We start from the raw sequence: 19,644 nt of genomic DNA on the forward strand, positions 1-19,644 counted from the left end.
CCACCCGGGCACGACGCCGCGGCGCGTCAGCGGCGTGCCGGGTTGGACAGCCGGCCGATGCCCTCGATGTCGACGTCGAATCTCTGGCCGTCGGTGATCATGCCGACGCCGGCGGGGGTTCCGGTGAGGATGATGTCACCGGGAAGGAGGGTGAAGGCCTGGGAGACGTAGGCCACGAGCTCGCGTGCCCCCCAGATCATGTCGCTCGTGGAACCGTCCTGGCGGAGGTCGCCGTCGAGGGTGCCGCGCACCGTGAGGTTCTCGGGATCGAGCTCGGTCTCGATCCAGGGACCGATGGGGCACGAGGTGTCGAAGCCCTTGGCCCGCGCCCACTGGTCGTCGGTCTTCTGCACGTCGCGCGCTGTCAGGTCGTTGGCGCAGGTGTAGCCGAAGACGACGTCGTCGACGCGTTCGAGCGGGACGTCCTTGCAGATGCGGCCGATGACGACCGCGAGCTCGGCCTCGTAGGAGATCTGGTCCGAGAACGACGGCAGCATGATCGGATCGCCGGGGCCGATCACGGAGGTGTTCGGCTTGAGGAACATCAGCGGCGCGGCCGGTGTCTCGCTCCCCATCTCCTGGATGTGGTCGGCGTAGTTCCGTCCGATGCCCACGACCTTGCTGCGCGGGATCACCGGTGCCAGCAGCCGGACGTCCTCGAGCGCATGGCGGGCACCCGTGAGCTGGACGCCGCTGTAGAAGGGATCACCCTGGATGACGGCGACCTCCTCGTTACCGGCGGAACCGTCCACCACACCGAACATGGGATCGTCGTCGACGACAAAGCGTGCAATTCGCATGCCGTCAGCCTAGCCTGAGCCATCGCCACCGGGCAGTGCGGCGGGTACCGCTGAACTCGCTCCACGATCCATCGACGGTTCATCCTCGATTTGTGCGCGGTCCATAGACGTCCTGTGCGCGTTGTCGACGAAGCCTTAAAAGGGGATACCGCGGGCACTCCCTCCCCACAAGAGGGTGCCCGCGGTATCAGGTCTACTCTGCAGACTCGCTCCGCTGTCCGGTGAGGATCAGGGAAAGAGGAAGTGTGCTCAGTAGGGCCAGTTGTTGACGCGGTCGGTCGACGAGACAGGGGCAACGGCGCCCGACTTGGCGGGGGCCGCCGTGGCGACCGCCGCGGTGCCGGAGACGAGGAACACGGAGAGCATGAGGGCGGAGACGAGGCGCTTCATAGTAGACATCCTTCGGGGTGATCACAGTGGTTGAAGCAGGTGCCTGTGCATACCACAGCCTGCTCTGAAAACATCGTAAGCCACTCCAGTCACTTTAGTAACAGTTTCTGCGACAAAACTGCCCATTTCCTTGGTTTCGCCGGTTTCGATCGAATGAGGGACCAATATGGTGGAAACAAAGAGTTGGAATCGATGGCGGGAGTCGATCGTGGCGTTGCAGGACGACCGAGGCGAACAGCTCATGATCGAGCTCCAGGCACGCGACGCCTGGAACCAGCGCGACTTCGTACGCGCCCAGGAATTGGCCGAGCGGGGTGCGGATCTGGCAGTGGCCTGCAATGACGAGGCCGCCTGGTGGAACGCCACGTTCCTCGTGTCCGAGGCGCTGCGGAAGCAGGGCCGGATGCAGGACTCGCTGGAAACTGCCGCGACGCTCGAGGAGCACCCCCTGACTCATGCGTCGATCGCCCTGAGCGCGAGGGTCGCCACACTCAAGTCCTTCGCCCTCCAGGGCACCGGCGCCCTGGGTCCTGCTGTCGCGGCCGCTCGCACGGCGGTGCAGCTGGCCGGTGACGAGCCGGGGCAGAAGTCGATCAGGATGGAGGCCCAGAATGCCCTCATCGCGTCCCTCGCGGACAGCGACCAGCTCGACGGCGCGTGGCAGGAGAGTCAGGTGCTTGCAGACCTCCTCGCGACCGAGCCCCCCACCCAGACCACGGGTCTCGGCTACTGGGCCATCGGCAATGTGGCGTTCCTCCTCAAGCACATCGACGAGGCGGTGGCCTACCACCGCCTCGCTGCAGAGCACCTCTCCCCCAGCAACGACCTGGCCCTGTGGGCCCGATTCAATCGTGCCTCGGCTGCCTTGAGACTCACCGCCGCTGTGACCGGTCCCGAGACGCTGGAGTGCATCGAGCGGGCCGAGCTCGCCAGTTCGATCGTCGGTGGCTCAGAGCGGGACCGGCTGGAACTGAAGCTCACCCGCGCGCAGTGGCTCGTGCTCACCGGTCAGTACGACCTTGCGGTCGATCAGCTGGCATCCATCATCGAGCATCAGCATCTCCTCGCGTCACACACCGCGGCCCAGGCGCATTTCCTGCTCGGCGAGGCTCTGCTGTCCAACCGCGAGGTCGAGCCGGCGCGCGAGCACCTGACGATCAGTGAGGGGTTGTTCCTGCAGTCCGGCGCCGAGGATCGCGCGGCGAAGGCCCGCGGTCTACTCCAGGGCATGGACGCTGCCTTGGGCTGACCGGGCGCTTCCGCCGTGGCCGGCGGACGTCAAGGACGGATTGCCGGCGCCGTCGGTGGCTGGTCATGCGGACCGTGCCGTACAGTTTTTCTCAGGCCCCGGTCGGGCTGGGCGTTTTCCCCCATTACTCCCACCCCGACCGGGGCTCCTGCGTGTGCAGGCATCGCTGCCGCACGGCGGGGTGGGAACGCCGCTCCCGGCAGGGACGCAATCGGTCGGTCCGAGGCCCGGGTCTGCCGGTGATGTCCTTCCCCCGGTGCTAGGGTTTCCCCGTCGGCCCGTCCTCTGCTGGGCGCCGATGTCGGTCGCCGATCGCCGCTCCGGGCGGTGCGGCTCCACAGAGTGATTCCACACGGATCCGCGATCCGTTCGACGGCGACAACTTCGGGGGTAGGGCGCCATGCACCAGGCTTCATCGCTCCGCATCCCGGCCTCATGGACCGCCGGGACGACGGCGGGTTCCGCGTCAGGGCGTCGTCGTCCTGCTGAGCCGTTCCAGGCCCCCCGGAATGTACGCTGGTCCCGATGAATGCCGACCACAAGGACCCCCGGCTCGCCATGCTGGTCGAGAGCATCGTCCGGCTCTCGCGGGGTGAGCTCAGCAGCCGTATCGAACCCTCGAGCGCTCGTGACGAGGTCGACGCCGTCATCACCGGGGTGAACCTCCTCGCCGAGGAGCTCGAGCAGGTGTACGAGCAGTTCGAGAAGCGCGTGGAGAGCCGCACCGCGATGCTGCGCCAGGCACATCTCGACATGATGAAGATGGCCATGTCGGACGCCCTCACGGGTCTGGCCAACCGGGTGGCCCTCATGGACGCCATCGAGGAAGCGCTCGGCCAGGCGGCGAACGGCGCGCCCCCTCCGGCCCTCCTCCTGCTGGACCTCGACAGCTTCAAGAACGTCAACGACCGCTTCGGCCATGACGCGGGTGACCGCGTACTCCAGGAGGTCGCCACGCGGCTCAACGGCGTGGTGCGCGAGAGCGACCTGGTCGCCAGGCTCGGCGGCGACGAGTTCGCCGTCCTGCTGCCCGCGGCCACCATGGACATCGCCATGCAGGTGGCCCGCAGGGCGCTCGAAGTACTCGGCGAGCAGATCCGGCTCGACTCCCTCTACGTGCACTCCCGCGCCAGCATCGGGGTGCGGCTCGGGACGGCTGGGCAGACCGCCGAGGAACTCCTCCTGGACGCCGATACCGCCATGTACGCCGCGAAGCGGGAGGGCAGGAGCATCATCAAGGTGTTCGAGCCCGTCATGCTCTACTCCCGGCAGCTCCGCAGCCAGATGGCGACGGAGCTGCGCGGGGCGATCAGCGCCGACGAGCTCGTGCTCCACTACCAGCCCGTCGTCGAACTCGCGACGAACCGCATCCTCGGCGTCGAGGTCCTCGTGCGCTGGCAGCATCCGCTGCGGGGGCTGATCCCGCCCGACACCTTCATCCCCCTCGCCGAGGAGATCGGCGTCATCCATGATCTCGACCGCTGGGTCATGTCGGCGTCCCTGCGGCAGCTCGCACGATGGCGTGAGGACTTCGACCTCGACCCCGATTTCCAGCTGCGGGTCAACCTGTCCGCCGTCGAACTCAAGCAGCTGGACCTCGTGGACCACATCCGCACCCTGCTCCGCGAGCTGCACCTGCCGGCGCGCAACCTGGTCGTCGAGATCACCGAGACGGCGATCGTCACGCGCGGAGAGGTGGAGATGTACTCGCTGCTGAGCCTCCAGCAGCTCGGCGTCGGCATCGAGATCGACGATTTCGGTACGGGCTACTCGTCCATCAGCTATCTGCGGGAGCTACCGGTCAGCATGGTCAAGGTGGATCGTTCCCTGCTCGTCGGGCTGAACACCAGGGCGGGCCAGCTGGAGTTCGTCGCCGCGATCCTGCAGCTCATCCGTGCGGCCGGGCTCGAGGCCGTGTTCGAGGGCATCGAGACGAGGGAACAGGCGGATCAGCTGCGGGCCATGGGCTGTGCCAGCGGCCAGGGCTACTACTTCAGCCGGCCCCTCCCCGCGGACGAGACCGGAACACTGCTCGCCACGACCCATTACCTGCGCATCGGCGAAGGGGTCGAGGGCGCCGGGAGCACGCCCGCGCGCTGACGGGACGGGTGCCCGTCCGCCCCTCCCTGATCGGAGGGCGGACGGGCGGAACGGGCATCAGACCAGGCGGGTCAGCCAGCCGTGGGTGTCCTCGACGGCGCCGGTCTGGATGCCGAGGAGCTGGCTCCGGATGGCCATGGTCACCTCGCCCGGCTGTGCGTTCTCGGCCCCGATGAACTCGTCGCCGTCGCGCAGGCGCCCGATCGGTGTGATGACGGCGGCCGTGCCGCACGCGAAGACCTCCGTGATCTCGCCGCTCTCCACACCCGTGCGCCACTCGTCCAGCGTGATGGTTCGCTCGGTGACCTCGGCCCCGCGGTCACGGCCGAGCTGGATCACCGAGGACCGGGTGACACCCTCGAGGATGGTGCCGGAGAGTGCCGGGGTCACCATGGAGCCGTCCCGGTAGACGAAGAAGACATTCATCCCGCCCAGTTCCTCGACGGCGTTGTCGTTGAACTGGTCGAGGAAGAGGACCTGCTTGCAGCCGTGGGCCTCGGCCTCGAGCTGCGCCGCGAGCGAGGAGGCGTAGTTGCCACCGGCCTTCGCCGCACCGGTGCCGCCGCGGCCCGCCCGCGCGTAGTTGCGGGAGACCCAGATGTCCACGGGCTTCACCTCGCCGCCGAAGTAGTTGCCGGCGGGGGACGCGATGACGCGGTAGGAGACCTCGCGGGCGGGCCGCACGCCGAGGAACGCCTCGGTGGCGATCATGAAGGGACGCAGGTAGAGGCTCTCCCCGTCGCCGGAGGGAATCCAGTCCTGGTCGGCGGCGACGAGCTGTCGCAGCGACTCCAGAAAGAGCTCCTCCGGCAGCTGCGGCAGGGCCAGTCGGATGGCGGACCGGTTGAGGCGAGCGGCGTTGGCGTCCGCACGAAAGGTCCAGATGGAGCCGTCCGCGTGGCGGTAGGCCTTCATGCCCTCGAAGATCTCCTGGCCGTAGTGCAGCACGGCCGCCGCAGGATCCAGGGCGATCGGCCCGTACGGCTCGAGCCGTGCGTCACGCCAACCGCCCACACCGGCCTCGTCGGTGCGGAAGTCGACGATCGCCGTGTGGTCGGTGAAGAAGTTCCCGAAGCCGGGATCGGCCAGGATCGCCGCCCGCTCCTCGGCGGGGACACGCTGCGTGGACAGGTGCTGGGCGAACTGGGTATCGGTGGCTGTCATGGTTCCTCCGCGCTCACGCGGGCTGCTCGCGGCAGGGCCGCCGTCGCCCGTCGGTGGTCAGTGCTCCGGCACTGGGTTAATGATGTCTAACCACCTTAGGACACGGCGGCGGCAATGGCATCGCCGACGGTGGCGGTGCTGCGGGCGCCGGTGCGGGCGGCGATGTCGGCCTCGACGGCCGCCTCGACCCTCGCCGCGTGTGCATTCAGGCCGAGATGCCGGAGCAGCAGGGCGGCCGAGAGGATCGCCGCCGTGGGATCGGCGATCTGGCGCCCTGCGATGTCGGGCGCCGAGCCGTGGACCGGTTCGAACATCGAGGGCGCGGTCCGGTCCATGTTCAGGTTCGCGGAGGCCGCCAGCCCGATACCGCCGGACACCGCCGCGGCGAGGTCGGTGACGATGTCGCCGAATAGGTTGTCCGTGACGATCACGTCGAAGCGTGCGGGATCGGTGACGAGGAAGATCATCGCCGCGTCCACGTGGAGGTAGTCGTGGGCCACCTCGGGGAACTCCGCGGCCACGGCCTCGACGGTGCGCTTCCACAGGTGGCCCGCATACACGAGCACGTTGTGCTTGTGGACGAGGGTGAGTTTCCCGCGGCGGACGGATGCGCGGGCGAAGGCGTCCCGCACCACACGCTCGACCCCGTGGGCGGTGTTGAGCGACACCTCGGTGGCGACCTCCTGCGGGGTCCCGCCCCGCAGTGTTCCCCCGTTACCGGTGTAGGGACCCTCGGTCCCCTCACGGACGACGACGAAATCGATGGTCCCGGGATCGGCCAGCGGACTCGGGACGCCCGGGTACAGGCGGGAGTGCCTTAGGTTGACGAAGTGGTCGAGCGAGAAGCGGAGCTTCAGCAGGAACTCGCGCTCGATGAGTCCAGAGGGGATGCGGGTGTCGCCGGGAGCCGCCCCCACGGCGCCGAAGAGGATGGCGTCGTGCGTCCGGAGCCGCTCGAGCGTGCCGTCGGGAAGGGTCTCCCCCGTCGCGAGCCAGTGCTCCGCGCCGAGCGAGTACTCGGTGAGTGCGAGGTCGACGTCGTCGCCCGTCACGGCGCGCAGCACCTTGACGGCCTCGGCGGTCACTTCGGGGCCGATCCCGTCGCCGGGGATCACGGCGAGGTCGATACGGCGCGGTGCATCAGTCATGGCTCCAGCGTAGGAAGGCACCGGGAAGGGTCACAATCCGTCCGCAGGATGAGACGGCTCCACCCGTGGTCGGATGTGCGGCGCGGGGCGCTCACCTAGAGTTGGTCACCATGGACATCCACCTGAGGCTCGCGCGCTGGGTGCGATCGCACCCGGGGACGATCGATGCGGGCCTGGCCCTGGCGATCTTCGTGGGCCTGGTGCTCCCCTTCGCGGCCGGGGGTGTCGAGGGTTACGGCGGGATCGTCGTCGTGTCCGCAGCCCTGGTGGTCCCGCTGGCCTGGCGCCGCGCGTTCGTGGTTCCCTCGGCGTCGGTCATAGCCGGCGTCTCCGTGCTCCAGCTCGTGGCGGGGATCGAGCCCGTACCGGCGCAGTTCGTCATCCTGATCACGCTGTACACGCTCGCGGCCCACGGCCCGCGGTGGTCGAGCCTCGCCGGGCTGGGAGTCGCGGTCGCCGGGTGCGCCGTCGGACTCGTCCGGTTCGGGGATCTCCTCGGCGTGAGCGGCGGGAGTTCGGTGCTGACCACCGTCCCCCTGTTCCTCATCCTGCTGTTCTTCGTCGAGTCGCTCGTGCTCCTGGCATGGACGACCGGCGACCTCGCGCGGTCACGCCGCCTCACCTTCCGGGCGCTCGAGGACAGGACGCGGAGGCTGGAGGTCGAGCGCCAGCAGGAGCGCGATCTCGCCGCGGCGGACGAACGGACGCACATCGCCCGCGAGATGCACGACATCGTGGCGCATTCGCTGTCCGTGATCATCACGCAGGCCGACGGCGCCCGGTACGCGAGCGCGCACGCACCGGAACTCGCGGTGCAGACGCTGGGCACCATCGCCGACACGGGCCGTGGATCCCTTCGGGAGATGAGGCGCCTGCTCGGGGTGCTGCGTGGTGACGAGAGCGCCTCGACCCGGCCCCTGCCCACCCTGAACGACATCGATGCGCTCATCCAGTCGGTCCGCCGGGCGGGCGTCCGCGTCTCCTGCCGCCGGATCGGCACGCCGCGCCGGGAACTCCCCCTCGGTGCCGAACTGACGGCCTACCGCGTGGTGCAGGAGGCCCTGACGAACGTGCTGAAGCATGCCGGGGCGGACACCAGCACGGAGGTCGCGCTCGAGTACGGGCCGAAGGGCCTGACCGTCACGGTCGACGACGACGGTCGCGGTGCCGCAGCGGACCCCGGCACGGCAGGAGCGGGTCAGGGCATCACGGGGATGACGGAGCGGGTGCGCCTCTACGACGGCACGGTCGTGGCCGCTCCGCGCACCGGGGGCGGCTACCGCGTCGAGGCCTTCATTCCCTACACACAGTCATAGGTCTTCCTTCACCCATGGACCCGAGGAGTACCGGCATGGACAGCAGGCACGCACCGGCGGACGCGGACGTTCCCGCGCCGATCCGCATCGTGATCGTCGACGACCAGCACCTGGTCCGCAGCGGCTTCGCGATGCTCATCAACTCGCAGCCCGACCTGACCGTGGTCAGCCAGGCCGCCAACGGCGAGGAGGCCGTGCGCGCGCTCGCGGCCACGAGGGCCGACGTCGTCATGATGGATGTCCGGATGCCCGGCATGGACGGGATCGAGGCGACGCGCCGCATCCTCGCGGCGCATGCCGGCGGGACCCCGGACGGACACGGGCGGGACGCCGGGCCACGCATCGTCGTGCTGACGACGTTCGATCTCGACGAGTACGCGCTGTCCGCGATCCATGCCGGAGCCAGCGGGTTCCTGCTGAAGGACGCGCCACCCGAGGAGCTCCTCGAAGCCATCCGGACCGTGCACCGCGGCGACGCCGTGATCGCGCCGTCGACCACCCGGCGCCTCCTCGACCACGTGGCACCGCTGCTGCGCCGACCCTCCCCCGAGCAGTCCGCCCATGCCGCCGCCGTCGCCCGCCTCACGGCCCGCGAGCGCGAGGTCTTCGAGCTGATCGCGCAGGGACTCTCGAATCCGGAGATCGCGGCCCGGCTGTTCCTCTCCGAGGCCACCGTCAAGACCCATGTGGGGCACATCCTCGCGAAGCTCGAGGCACGCGACCGTGTGCAGGCCGTCGTCATGGCCTACGAGACCGGCATCGTCCGTCCCTGATGCCGCCCCCTGCCGCCGCCGCACGCGCGAGCCGGAGGGGCGTCCTGCTGCGGCGGCGGCACGATCCACCCCCCGCGCTCCGCGGTCCCCTTCGGGGGGCCGGCCGGTCGATCTCCCGGCACCCGCGCGCGCCGCCTATATTGGGGGGATTGCAGCGGACGCCGGAGAGGACATCGTGGCGCAGGACGAAGCACAGGGGAATCGCGACGCCGCCCTGGCGGTCGTCGCGTCGTCGTCCCCGGAGGACTGCGACCGGCTGCAGGGACTGCTCGACGCGGGCGGCCTCCGCGCCAGGACGGTGACCACGGCCGCATCCCTCCTCGATGACATCCTCGCGCACCGCCCGGACATCCTGCTGGTCGATCTCGACATCGCGCTCGACTACGCCGGCGCCCTGCCCGACGTCGTCGCCCGGCATCCCCAGCTCGCGGGGCTCCCGGTGATCCTGCTCCTGCCCGACGGCGGCGTGGCCCAGCTCCCGGACGGCCTGGCGCCCTATGTCTCCGACGTCGTCTTCCGGCCTGTGGCGGCCGAGGAGGTCCTGCACCGGTCGCGGTCGGCCATCGCGCGGCGCCGCCGCCACCAGGCGCAGCGCGCCTCCTCCGCGCGCCTTCGGGAGGACATGCGCAGGATCTCGGCGCGCATCCGGTCGACCAATGACCCCGTCGCCATGGTCGACCAGTTCCTGCCGGCGCTCGGCCGGTCACTGGGCGCGGATCGCGTGACGCTCCAGATGTTCGACGACGACCGCGTGGCCGCACGGAGCAGCACGTGGAACCGGGGTCAGGGCACGGACGGCATCGACACCGCGGATGACGCGCCCGCCATGCACGACGTCGACGCCACGGAGGGCAGGGCGGCCGACGTCGCCGGCCCGCTGCGGTCCGACCAGGAGGCCGCGCTCGCCCTCGCCCTGGGTCTGTGGGAGGACACGGCGGCCGCATCGTTCAGCGCCGGTCCTGCGGCGACACCCCGCCCCGGGGACATCCCGGCTCCCGGCTGGCTCCTGCAGGGTTCCGGCGAGCACACCGCACCAGGCCCTCCCGCCGCCCGGACGGCTGATCGGACGCTCCACGGTGTCGTCGCAGCGCTCGGCGAGGGTGACACCCCGTTCGGCCTGCTCTGGGTGGTCCGCGCCGAGACCCCGCTCGCATGGACCGGCGTCGAGGCCGCCCTCACCCAGCACGTCCTCGGCAATCTGGCCCACGGGCTCATCCAGGCGCAGCTCATCAGCCGCCAGCAGGAGGCCGTCCGGAAGCTCCGAGCCCTCAACCAGGCGAAGAGCGATTTCGTGGGTACCGTCAACCACGAGCTCCGTACGCCGCTCGCCTCGATCGCCGGCTACCTCGAGATGATCATCGACGGCGTAGGAGGGGAGTTGCCGTCCGAGGCGCAGACGATGCTGCAGGCCGTCGAACGCAACACCACCCGACTGAGCCTCCTCATCGAGAACATCTCGGCGCTCAACGCGCGCGAGGCGGACGCGTCGGAGCACGGTCCGGTCGACATCGTGCACCTGGTCTCGGAGCTGACGAGCCGGCTGGTGCTGGAGGCGGCGAACGGCGGCATCACGGTGGACTGCGTCCTCCCCGAGACCTCGGTGACGGTGTCCGGGCACCGCGACCAGCTGTCCGAGGCACTCACGATCGTGCTGTCCAATGCCCTGAAGTTCACGCAGACGGGGGGCAGCGTCACCGTGCGTCTGCTGGACGAGCGTGATCACGGGCGCGCCGTCGTCACGGTGCAGGACACCGGGATCGGGATCCCCGCCGATGACCTCCCGCGCCTCTTCGACTCGTTCCACCGGGCGTCGAACGCCACGCTGGCCCTTCCCGGGGCGGGAGTGGGACTCAGCCTCGCCAAGCGGACGCTCGAGGACCACCACGGGAGTATCACGATCGAGTCCCAGCTCGGCGTCGGCACGTCGGTCGTCGTCACGCTACCCCTCCTGGGCCACGCTGCCGTAGGCTGATGAGCCGGAATACAGCCCGGAAGGAACGCTCATGACCGCCGCCGCGAACCGCTCACCGGTCCGCCAGCTGGATCTGGACACCCTCCTGCCCTACCTCGATCTCCACCTGGTCGGCGCCACCAACGGGGTCAGACTCTTCGGCGCGGCGGAGACGGCCTGGGCAGGCTCGCCCCATGCGGAGGATTTCGCGCGGCTGCGGCGGGAGATCAGCGAGGAACGCGTGTTCCTGAAGCGGCTGATCAAGGCACTCGGTCACCGTCCGGGCGTGGTCAAGATGACGCTCGCCCGGATCCTCTCGGCGGTCGCCCGCGTCGATCCGCTCAATCCCGCCCGTCGGAAGGACACCGCCGGCGCGCAGCTCGAACTCGAAGCACTGCAGTCGCTGCTCAAGGGCAAGGAGGCGCTGTGGTCCACGCTGCTGGCGGTCTCCCCCGTCTTCCAGGACCGTCCGGGCGGAGCCGTCGTCGATCGTCCGGTCCTGGAACGGCTGCTGGACTCGTCCAGGCGTCAGCAGGAGACCGTGGCACGCATCATGACCGCGACGGCGCCGGACCGCTTCCTCCGCTGAGCCGACCGTGCGGGGCGGTCCTACTCCCCCGCGGGCTCCTCGTACTTGGGGAAGACGGGCGAGGGTGCCGGCAGGGCGGTGCCGGGCTCGATCCGCCGGTGGAGGGCCGCGAAGAGGCGGCGGTCGTCGTCCGCCCCGGTCCCCTGCCCGAGCGCCGTGAGGATCTGCCCCGCGCTCGTGGGCATGACGGGCTGCGCGAGGATCGCGACGACCCGCAGCACCTCCAGGGTCACGTGCAGCACCGTGTTCATGCGCTCCGGGTCGGTCTTCCGGAGCACCCAGGGCTGCTGGTCCGCGAAGTAGGCGTTCGTGTCGCCGAGGACGGCCCAGATCCCCTCGAGGGCCCGGGAGAACTCCTGTCGGTCGTAGGCGGCGCGGCTCGCGTCGAGCAGGGCGTGCGCCTGGTCGAGGATCGCCGTGTCGGCCGCGGCGTACTCCCCCGGTTCCGGCACGGCTCCACCGCAGTTCTTGGCCACCATGGCGAGCGAGCGCTGGGCCAGGTTGCCGAAGTTGTTCGCCAGGTCGGAGTTCATGCGGCCGACCACGGCCTCGTGGCTGTACGAGCCGTCCGCCCCGAACGGCACCTCGCGCAGCAGGAAGAAGCGCACCTGGTCCAGGCCGTACTGCTCCACCCAGTCCGCGGGTGCCACGGTGTTGCCGAGCGACTTCGACATCTTCACGCCACGGTTGTGGAGGAAGCCGTGGATCATCACGCGCCTGGGCAGGTCGAGCCCTGCTGACATGAGGAAGGCCGGCCAGTAGATCGCGTGGAAACGCGAGATATCCTTCCCGATCACGTGCACGTCGGCGGGCCAGAATCTCGTGAACGCCTCCGACCGGGTGTCGGGGAAGCCCACACCGGTCAGGTAGTTGGTGAGGGCATCGACCCAGACATACATCACATGGCGGTCGTTCCCCGGGACGGGCACACCCCAGTCGAAGGTGGTGCGGCTGATGGACAGGTCCTCGAGCCCCCGGCGCACGAACGAGATGACCTCGTTGAAGCGGGATTGGGGAGCGCCGAATTCCGGCTGTGACGCGTAGTGGTCCAGGAGCTTCTGCTGGTATGCGGAGAGGCGGAAGAAGTAGCTCTCCTCCTCGGTCCAGGTGACCTCGGTGTCGGTCTGGGTCGCATACCGGACGCCGTCGTCGCGCACCTCGGTCTCGTCCTCGCCCCAGAACGCCTCGTCGCGCACCGAGTACCAGCCCGCGTAGGTGTCGAGGTAGATGTCCCCATTGGCCTCCATGCGCTTCCAGATCTCCGTCGCGGCGGCGTAGTGGTCCTCGTCGGTGGTGCGGATGAAGCGGTCGTAGGACGTCCCGACGACGTCGTTCATCTCCTGGAATGCCAGCGCGTTGCGGGTGGCCAGGTCGCGCACGGGGATGCCCTCGCGGTCGGCCGCCTGCTGCATCTTCAGGCCGTGCTCGTCCGTACCCGTCAGGTACATGACGTCGTACCCGTCGAGCCGCTTGAAGCGCGCCATCGCGTCGACGGCGATCGTCTCGTAGGCGTGCCCGATGTGCGGGACGCCGTTCGGATAGGAGATGGCGGTGGTGATGTAGAACGGGGGCTTTGCGCCGGCTGCGGGAGTCACCCTACGAAATTACCCCGCCCGGTGCGCATTTACCCAAGCGCGGGCGTCACGGCGTACGGACGGCGTCGATCCCCAGCACCGCATGCACGCCCCACGTCCGGTTCGCGATCTGCGTGACGCGGAGGTCGACGACGGAACTCGCCAGGGCGAGGGCGGTCTTCCGTTCCAGTCCGTACAACCGCTGCAGCCACGTCAGCATGGCACCGAGGGCTTCCGCCGTCGCCCGGTTGAGATCGGCATCGAAGCCGAAGGTGATGCGGGAGGTCGGGGTGATCGCGTGGACGCCCTCCACCGGAGCGTCACGGAGGACGTCCACCGTGAGCGTCGTCGTCATGCCGCACTCGATCGCGGTGCCGCCCACCTCGCCGTCGCCCTGCGCAGCGTGGCCGTCACCCAGGTGCAGGAGCGCCCCGGGAACCGTCACGGGCAGGAAGAGCGTCGCTCCCGCGGTGAGCTCGCGGCAGTCGATGTTCCCGCCCCCGGCGGCACGCGGCGGCGTGGTGGAGTGCTCACCGTGCTCCGCGGGCGGCAGGCCCACGACGCCGAGGAAGGGTGCCAGGCGCACCGACTGGCCGTACTGGTTGGTCCCCGTCATGGCGTCTCGGTCCAGGTCCCACAGGAGCCAGGCGGGGTCGGTGCCCGCGAGGCCGAGGCTGGAGGTGAACGCGTCGTCCCGTCGACCGGCCGCCGTCCAGCCCCAGTCGGCCGTCTCGAACCGCTCGAACCGGAGCGCCAGCACGTCGCCGGGCACCGTACCGGCAACCTCGACGGGACCGGTGAGCGCATGCCCCCGGCGGTCCGGGAAGCGGTAGGGCGTCACCGCGCCCGGCGACTCCTGCCGTTCGAGGTGCCCCCAGGCGTCGAGGGAGCCGACGACCAGCCGGTCCCCCGGAGCGATCCGCAGCACGGGCGGAGTGTCCCGGGAGAGGACCTGGGTCGCTGTCGATTCCTCGGCGGGCAGGTGGTGCGTGGTCATCGGCGTCCTTCGCTCGGGTGCGCCCGTCCGGGCAGGTCCTGGCGGCTCATCGCGGGTCAGTCCTGCAGGTCGACCTCCCGCGCGACCGTCGCGCCGATCTCCGCGCGGATCGCGTCGAGGACGTCCTGCGGGACCGAGCTGTCCACCGTGAGGAGGGACAGGGCCTGGCCGCCCTCCTTGTTGCGGGCCACCTGCATGCCGGCGATGTTGATGCCGCGCTCGCCGAGGAGGCGGCCTAGCGTGCCGATCACACCCGGCCGATCGGTGTAGAGCAGGACCAGGAGGTGGTCGCTGATGGGGATCTCGAGTTCGTAGCCGTTGACGCCCACGAGCTTCTCGACCTGCTTCGGTCCGGTGAGGGTTCCCGCGACGGAGATCTGCGATCCGTCCGAGAGCGCCCCGCGCAGGCGCAGCACGTTCCGGTACTCCTCGGACTCCGGAGTGGTGATGAGCCGCGAGGTGATGCCGCGCTGCTCCGCGAGGACAGGGGCGTTCACATAGGAGACCTGTTCCGACACGACGTCGGTGAACACGCCCTTCAGCGCGGCGAGCTCGAGCGCCTTCACGTCCAGCGACGCGATCTCGCCGGCCACCTCGATGTCGATCTGCGTGAGGGAGTCGTGCGTGAGCGCGGTGAAGATGCGCCCCAGCTTCTCCATCAGCGGGATGCCCGGGCGGACCGCGGGGTCGATGACGCCGCCGGCCACGTTGACGGCATCGGGGACGAGTTCGCCGGCGAGGGCCAGCCGGACGGACTTGGCGACCGAGATGCCGGCCTTCTCCTGGGCCTCGTCGGTCGAGGCGCCGAGGTGTGGGGTCACCACGACGCTGTCGTGGGCGAAGAAGGGCAGGTCGGTGCTGGGTTCCTGGACGAAGACGTCGACCCCCGCGCCGGCGATCTGGCCCTGCTCGAGGGCCGTGTGCAGCGCGGCCTCGTCGACGAGCCCGCCGCGCGCCACGTTCACCACGTAGGCGGTGTCCTTCATGAGGGCGAACGCCTCGGCGCCGAGCATCCCCACCGTCTCGGGGGTCTTGGGCATGTGGATGGTGACGAAGTCCGATTCCCGGAGCAGCTCGTCGAGGGTCACGAGCCGGACGTTGAGCTGCGCCGCGCGGGCAGAGGTCACATAGGGGTCGTAGGCGAGGATCTGCGTCCCGAAGCCCTGGAGTCGTGCCGCGACCAGGGCACCGATACGGCCGAGGCCGATGATGCCGATGTTCTTCTCGTAGAGCTCCGAACCGGAGTACTTCGACCGCTTCCACTCCCCCGCCTTCAGGGCTGCGCTCGCCTGGGGGATGTTCCTGGCGAGGCTCAGGATGTGCCCGACCGTGAGTTCCGCGGCGGAGATGATGTTCGACGTCGGGGCATTGACGACCATCACGCCGGCCTGCGTCGCGGCCTTGATGTCGACGTTGTCCAGGCCCACTCCCGCACGCGCGATCACCTTGAGCCTCGGTGCCGCGGCGATGGCCTCCGCGTCCAGCTGCGTCGCCGAGCGCACCAGCACGGCGTCGACATCGGCCAGTGCTGCCAGGAGCAGGCCGCGGTCGGCGCCGTCCGTGGTGCGGATCTCGAAGTCGGGACCGAGCGCCTCGACGGTGGCGGGGGAGAGTTCCTCGGCGAGGAGGACGACTGGCTTGCTGGTCACGGTGTTCCTTCGGGTGGCAGGTGGATCGGGCGGGCCGGACATGGGTCCGGCAGGGCACCTGCTCGTCACTGAGCGTCGAACACGTGCCCTGCCGGAGAGGGGGGTGCGCTAGCGCGCGACGGAACCCTCGGTGTAGTCGTCGTTCGTCTTGATCCACGAGAAGAGCTTGCGGAGCTCGCGGCCCGTGCTCTCGATCGGGTGGTCCTCGCCCTTCTTCCGGAGTTCCGTGAATTCCGGCGCTCCGGCGTCCTGGTCGTCGATGAAGCGCTGCGCGAAGGCCCCGTTCTGGATGTCGGCGAGGACGGCCTTCATGTTCTCCTTGACCTCGGGCGTGATGACGCGCGGGCCGGAGACGTAGTCCCCGTACTCCGCGGTGTCGGACACGCTCCAGCGCTGCTTCGCGATCCCGCCCTCGACCATGAGGTCGACGATCAGCTTGAGCTCGTGCAGCACCTCGAAGTAGGCGACCTCGGGCTTGTAGCCGGCCTCGGTGAGGGTCTCGAAGCCGTACTGGATCAGCTGGGAGGCGCCACCGCAGAGCACGGCCTGCTCGCCGAACAGGTCCGTCTCGGTCTCCTCGGTGAAGGTGGTCTCGATGACGCCCGCCCGGGTGCCGCCGATCGCCTTCGCGTAGGACAGGGCGAGGTCGCGGGCCTTGCCCGAGGCGTCCTGCTCGACGGCGATCAGGTCCGGCACGCCGCGGCCGGCCTCGAACTCGCGGCGCACGATGTGCCCCGGGCCCTTGGGTGCGACGAGGGCGACGTCCACGTCGGCCGGCGGCTGGATGTAGCCGTAGCGGATGTTGAAGCCGTGCCCGAAGAACAGGGCGTCACCGGCCTGCAGGTTCGGCGCGATGTCGTCCTTGTACACGTGGCGCTGCACCTGGTCCGGCGTCAGGACCATGATGAGGTCCGCCTCAGCCGTGGCGTCCGCCACGGAGAGGACGCGGAGTCCCTCGGCCTCTGCCTTGGCGCGCGACGCCGAGCCCTCCTTCAGTCCGACGCGCACGTCGACGCCGGAGTCACGGAGGCTGAGGGCGTGGGCGTGGCCCTGGCTGCCGTAGCCGATGACGGCCACGGTACGGCCCTGGATGATCGAAAGGTCTGCATCGTCGTCATAGAACAGCTCGGTCACGGGTGGTTCTCCTTGATAGGGGTGGAGTGGTACGGGAAGGGGGGCGCCTCCGGCCGGCCGGAGGCGCGGTCAGGCGCTGCGCAGAGCGCGGTCGCTCATCGACTTGGCGCCACGGCCGATCGCGAGCGTGCCGGACTGCACGATCTCGCGGATACCGAACGGCTCGAGCACGGACAGGAGCGCCGAGAGCTTCTCCGGCGTGCCGGTCGCCTCGATGATGAGCGAGTCCGTCGCCACGTCGACGACGGATGCACGGAAGAGATCCGCGGCCTGCGTCACCTGCAGCCGGGTGGCGGCGTCGGCCCTGACCTTGATCAGGATGTGGTCGCGCTGGACCGACAGCTCGGTGGTCAGTTCGACGATCTTTATCACGTTGATCAGCTTGTTGAGCTGCTTCGTGACCTGCTCGAGGAGGTCTCCCTCGGCTTCGACGACGACCGTGATGCGGGACATCCCCGCGACCTCGGTCGGTCCCACCGCGAGCGAGTTGATGTTGAAGGCGCGCCGGGCGAAGAGACTGGCGACGCGGGTCAGGACGCCGGGAACGTCCTCGACGAGGACGGAGAGTGTGTGCCGTGCCATGGTCAGTCCTCCTGCTCCCAGGTAGGGGTCATGTTGCGGGCGATCTGGATGAGGTCGTTGCTGACGCCGGACGGGACCATGGGCCAGACCATCGAGTCGCGGCTGACCACGAAGTCGATCACGACGGGGCGGTCGTTGATCGCCAGGGCCTGCTCGATCGTGGCGTCGATGTCCTCGTCACGCTCGCAGCGCAGGCCCACGCAGCCGTAGGCGTCGGCGAGCTTCACGAAGTCGGGCACGCGCACGGTGTCGTGGCCCGTGTTGAGATCGGTGTTGGAGTAGCGGCCCTCGTAGAAGAGGGTCTGCCACTGCCGCACCATCCCGAGCGAGGAGTTGTTGATGACGGCGACCTTGATGGGGATGTTGTTGATGACGCAGGTCGCGAGTTCCTGGTTGGTCATCTGGAAGCAGCCGTCGCCGTCGATCGCCCAGACCACCCGGTCCGGGTTGCCGACCTTGGCGCCCATCGCCGCAGGCACGGAGTAGCCCATGGTGCCGAGCCCGCCCGAGTTCAGCCAGGCGTGCGGGCGCTCGTACTGGATGAACTGCGCCGCCCACATCTGGTGCTGGCCGACACCCGAGACGAAGACGCCCTCGGGACCGGTCAGCTCGCCGATGCGCTTGATGACCTGCTGGGGCGCCGAGAGGCCGTCCTCCGGCTGGCTGAAGCCCACGGGGTAGGTGTCGCGCAGGTGGTTGATCGTCTTCCACCAGGCGGAGATGTCCGGGCGTTCCTGCGTCGCGAAGCTCTCCCGCACGGCGGCGGTGAGTTCGGGGATGATCTCCTTCACGGACCCGACGATCGGCACGTCCGCTGCACGGTTCTTCGAGATCTCGGCGGGATCGATGTCCGCGTGGATGACCCGCGCGTTCGGGGCGAAGCTCGAGAGCACGCCCGTCACGCGGTCGTCGAAGCGGGCGCCGAGCGTGATGAGCAGGTCCGCCTGCTGCAGGGCGGTCACCGCGGAGACGGAGCCGTGCATCCCCGGCATGCCCACGTGCTGCTCGTGGGAGTCGGGGAAGACGCCGCGGGCCATGAGGGTGGTGACGACAGGGGCGCCCACGAGCTCGGCGAGTTCCTTCAGCTCCACCGAGGCGTGGCCCTTGACCACGCCACCGCCCACATAGAAGACGGGGCGCTGGGATCCGCTGATGAGGCGGGCCGCCTCGCGGACCTGCTTGGCGTGTCCGCGCAGCACGGGCCGGTATCCGGGGATGTCCACCCGGGGAGGCCAGGAGAAGGTCATCGAGGCCTGCTGGGCGTCCTTGGCGATGTCCACCAGCACGGGCCCGGGGCGGCCCGTCGTCGCGATGTGGAAGGCCTCGGCCAGGACGCGCGGGATATCCTGCGCATCGGTGACGAGGTAAGAGTGCTTGGTGATCGGCATGGTGATGCCGACGATGTCCGCCTCCTGGAAGGCGTCCGAGCCGATGAAGGCGCTCGAGACCTGCCCGGTGATGGCCACCATCGGCACGGAGTCCATGTGGGCATCGGCGATGGCGGTCACGAGGTTCGTGGCGCCCGGGCCGGACGTCACGATGCAGACGCCGGGACGACCGGTGACCATGGCGTAGCCCTGCGCGGCGTGACCGGCGCCCTGCTCGTGGCGCACCAGGACGTGGCGGAGCTTCGTGGACGCCATGAGGGGATCGTAGGTCGGGAGGATGGCTCCGCCGGGAAGGCCGAAGACGTCGTCGACGCCGAGTTCCTCGAGGGACCGCACGATCGCGGCCGACCCGAGCATGCGGGTGGGCGCGACGACGGCGTTGGGTCCGCGGACGGCGCTCGCCTGGACGACGGGCACGGTCTCGCGTGCAGGTGCTGCGGGAGGTGCTGGCCTTGCTGCCAACAGCGCGGGGCTGATGGGCGATCCCTTGGACATCTCAGACTTCCTTCGGAACGTTCGCTGCACTGCTGCAGCTGTGACTGCGGATGGACATCCGCGGGCTTCTTCGTCGACAGGTCGTGTCAACAAAAAAACCCCTCAGCCTGGTCGGGCTCTGCGAGGGGTTGCGCGTGACTGCAGTCGTCGGGTGGACGGGCTTCAGGCCACGCGCTGTGTAAGGACGACGACTACGGGTTCGAGCTGCATACCTGTAGTTTCCACGCCCCCTCGAAAGGGTGTCAACCACACCCCCTGCTGTCTCACATGATGGACACCATGTCCAGTTAGTGGACATTAACCAGGGGTGCCGGCCGCGCGGTCCACCGCGCGGCCGGCCGTCCG

The 19,644-nt window shown here is 69.4% G+C and carries 16 protein-coding genes; 6 read left to right on the forward strand and 10 right to left on the reverse strand.

What is annotated here, in order from left to right:
* Positions 1-26 precede the first annotated feature (26 nt).
* Together FNH21_RS01170 and FNH21_RS01175 are read right to left on the reverse strand one after the other, a co-directional pair.
* Positions 27-800, reverse strand: coding sequence for a fumarylacetoacetate hydrolase family protein (locus FNH21_RS01170; protein ID WP_055770550.1), 774 nt, complete (start codon positions 798-800; stop codon positions 27-29).
* Between the two features lie 249 nt (positions 801-1,049).
* Positions 1,050-1,190: a hypothetical protein gene (locus FNH21_RS01175; RefSeq protein WP_191931493.1), complete on the reverse strand. Its 141-nt coding sequence runs from the start codon at positions 1,188-1,190 to the stop codon at positions 1,050-1,052.
* A 208-nt stretch (positions 1,191-1,398) separates the two neighbouring features.
* Here FNH21_RS01175 and FNH21_RS01180 point away from each other — a divergent pair, with 208 nt between their 5' ends.
* Together FNH21_RS01180 and FNH21_RS01185 are read left to right on the forward strand one after the other, a co-directional pair.
* Positions 1,399-2,439, forward strand: a complete 1,041-nt coding sequence (locus FNH21_RS01180) for a hypothetical protein (RefSeq protein ID WP_191931494.1) — start codon at positions 1,399-1,401, stop codon at positions 2,437-2,439.
* A 525-nt stretch (positions 2,440-2,964) separates the two neighbouring features.
* Positions 2,965-4,539: a putative bifunctional diguanylate cyclase/phosphodiesterase gene (locus FNH21_RS01185; protein WP_152811690.1), complete on the forward strand. Its 1,575-nt coding sequence runs from the start codon at positions 2,965-2,967 to the stop codon at positions 4,537-4,539.
* 57 nt (positions 4,540-4,596) lie between these two features.
* Here FNH21_RS01185 and FNH21_RS01190 read toward each other — a convergent pair whose 3' ends face one another.
* Both FNH21_RS01190 and FNH21_RS01195 read right to left on the reverse strand, forming a co-directional pair.
* On the reverse strand, positions 4,597-5,703 hold the full coding sequence (locus FNH21_RS01190; RefSeq protein WP_152811692.1) for a branched-chain amino acid aminotransferase: 1,107 nt from the start codon (positions 5,701-5,703) through the stop codon (positions 4,597-4,599).
* 95 nt (positions 5,704-5,798) lie between these two features.
* A complete protein-coding gene (locus FNH21_RS01195) occupies positions 5,799-6,851 on the reverse strand; it encodes a 3-isopropylmalate dehydrogenase (RefSeq protein ID WP_152811694.1) in 1,053 nt (350 codons plus the stop codon).
* Between the two features lie 110 nt (positions 6,852-6,961).
* Between FNH21_RS01195 and FNH21_RS01200 the strand changes: the two genes are divergently transcribed.
* The 4 genes from FNH21_RS01200 (at position 6,962) to FNH21_RS01215 (ending at position 11,480) form a co-directional block, all read left to right on the forward strand.
* Positions 6,962-8,167 (forward strand): sensor histidine kinase, encoded by a 1,206-nt coding sequence (locus FNH21_RS01200; RefSeq protein WP_152811696.1) that lies wholly within the window; start codon positions 6,962-6,964, stop codon positions 8,165-8,167.
* A gap of 35 nt (positions 8,168-8,202) precedes the next feature.
* A complete protein-coding gene (locus FNH21_RS01205; protein ID WP_152811698.1) occupies positions 8,203-8,940 on the forward strand; it encodes a response regulator in 738 nt (245 codons plus the stop codon).
* A 175-nt stretch (positions 8,941-9,115) separates the two neighbouring features.
* A complete protein-coding gene (locus FNH21_RS17355; protein WP_191931495.1) occupies positions 9,116-10,912 on the forward strand; it encodes an ATP-binding protein in 1,797 nt (598 codons plus the stop codon).
* Positions 10,913-10,943: 31 nt separating this feature from the next.
* A complete protein-coding gene (locus FNH21_RS01215) occupies positions 10,944-11,480 on the forward strand; it encodes a hypothetical protein (protein WP_152811702.1) in 537 nt (178 codons plus the stop codon).
* 20 nt (positions 11,481-11,500) lie between these two features.
* Here FNH21_RS01215 and metG read toward each other — a convergent pair whose 3' ends face one another.
* The 6 genes from metG to FNH21_RS01245 all read right to left on the reverse strand — a co-directional run bounded on the left by metG (position 11,501) and on the right by FNH21_RS01245 (position 19,299).
* On the reverse strand, positions 11,501-13,075 hold the full coding sequence (metG, locus tag FNH21_RS01220; protein ID WP_191931496.1) for a methionine--tRNA ligase: 1,575 nt from the start codon (positions 13,073-13,075) through the stop codon (positions 11,501-11,503).
* A 46-nt stretch (positions 13,076-13,121) separates the two neighbouring features.
* Complete coding sequence (locus FNH21_RS01225) at positions 13,122-14,051, reverse strand: acetamidase/formamidase family protein (RefSeq protein ID WP_152811704.1); 930 nt, start codon at positions 14,049-14,051, stop codon at positions 13,122-13,124.
* 56 nt (positions 14,052-14,107) lie between these two features.
* Positions 14,108-15,700, reverse strand: a complete 1,593-nt coding sequence (gene serA / locus FNH21_RS01230; RefSeq protein ID WP_338403110.1) for a phosphoglycerate dehydrogenase — start codon at positions 15,698-15,700, stop codon at positions 14,108-14,110.
* 108 nt (positions 15,701-15,808) lie between these two features.
* Positions 15,809-16,834: a ketol-acid reductoisomerase gene (gene ilvC / locus FNH21_RS01235; protein WP_055770519.1), complete on the reverse strand. Its 1,026-nt coding sequence runs from the start codon at positions 16,832-16,834 to the stop codon at positions 15,809-15,811.
* 69 nt (positions 16,835-16,903) lie between these two features.
* On the reverse strand, positions 16,904-17,416 hold the full coding sequence (gene ilvN / locus FNH21_RS01240) for an acetolactate synthase small subunit (protein WP_055770516.1): 513 nt from the start codon (positions 17,414-17,416) through the stop codon (positions 16,904-16,906).
* Positions 17,417-17,418: 2 nt separating this feature from the next.
* Entirely contained in the window at positions 17,419-19,299 is a 1,881-nt protein-coding gene (locus tag FNH21_RS01245) for an acetolactate synthase large subunit (RefSeq protein ID WP_152811708.1), read from the reverse strand.
* Positions 19,300-19,644 lie beyond the last annotated feature (345 nt).

Origin of the sequence: Arthrobacter bussei, assembly GCF_009377195.2 — a bacterium.
In the GTDB taxonomy this organism is placed as follows: Bacteria; Actinomycetota; Actinomycetes; order Actinomycetales; family Micrococcaceae; genus Arthrobacter_D; species Arthrobacter_D bussei.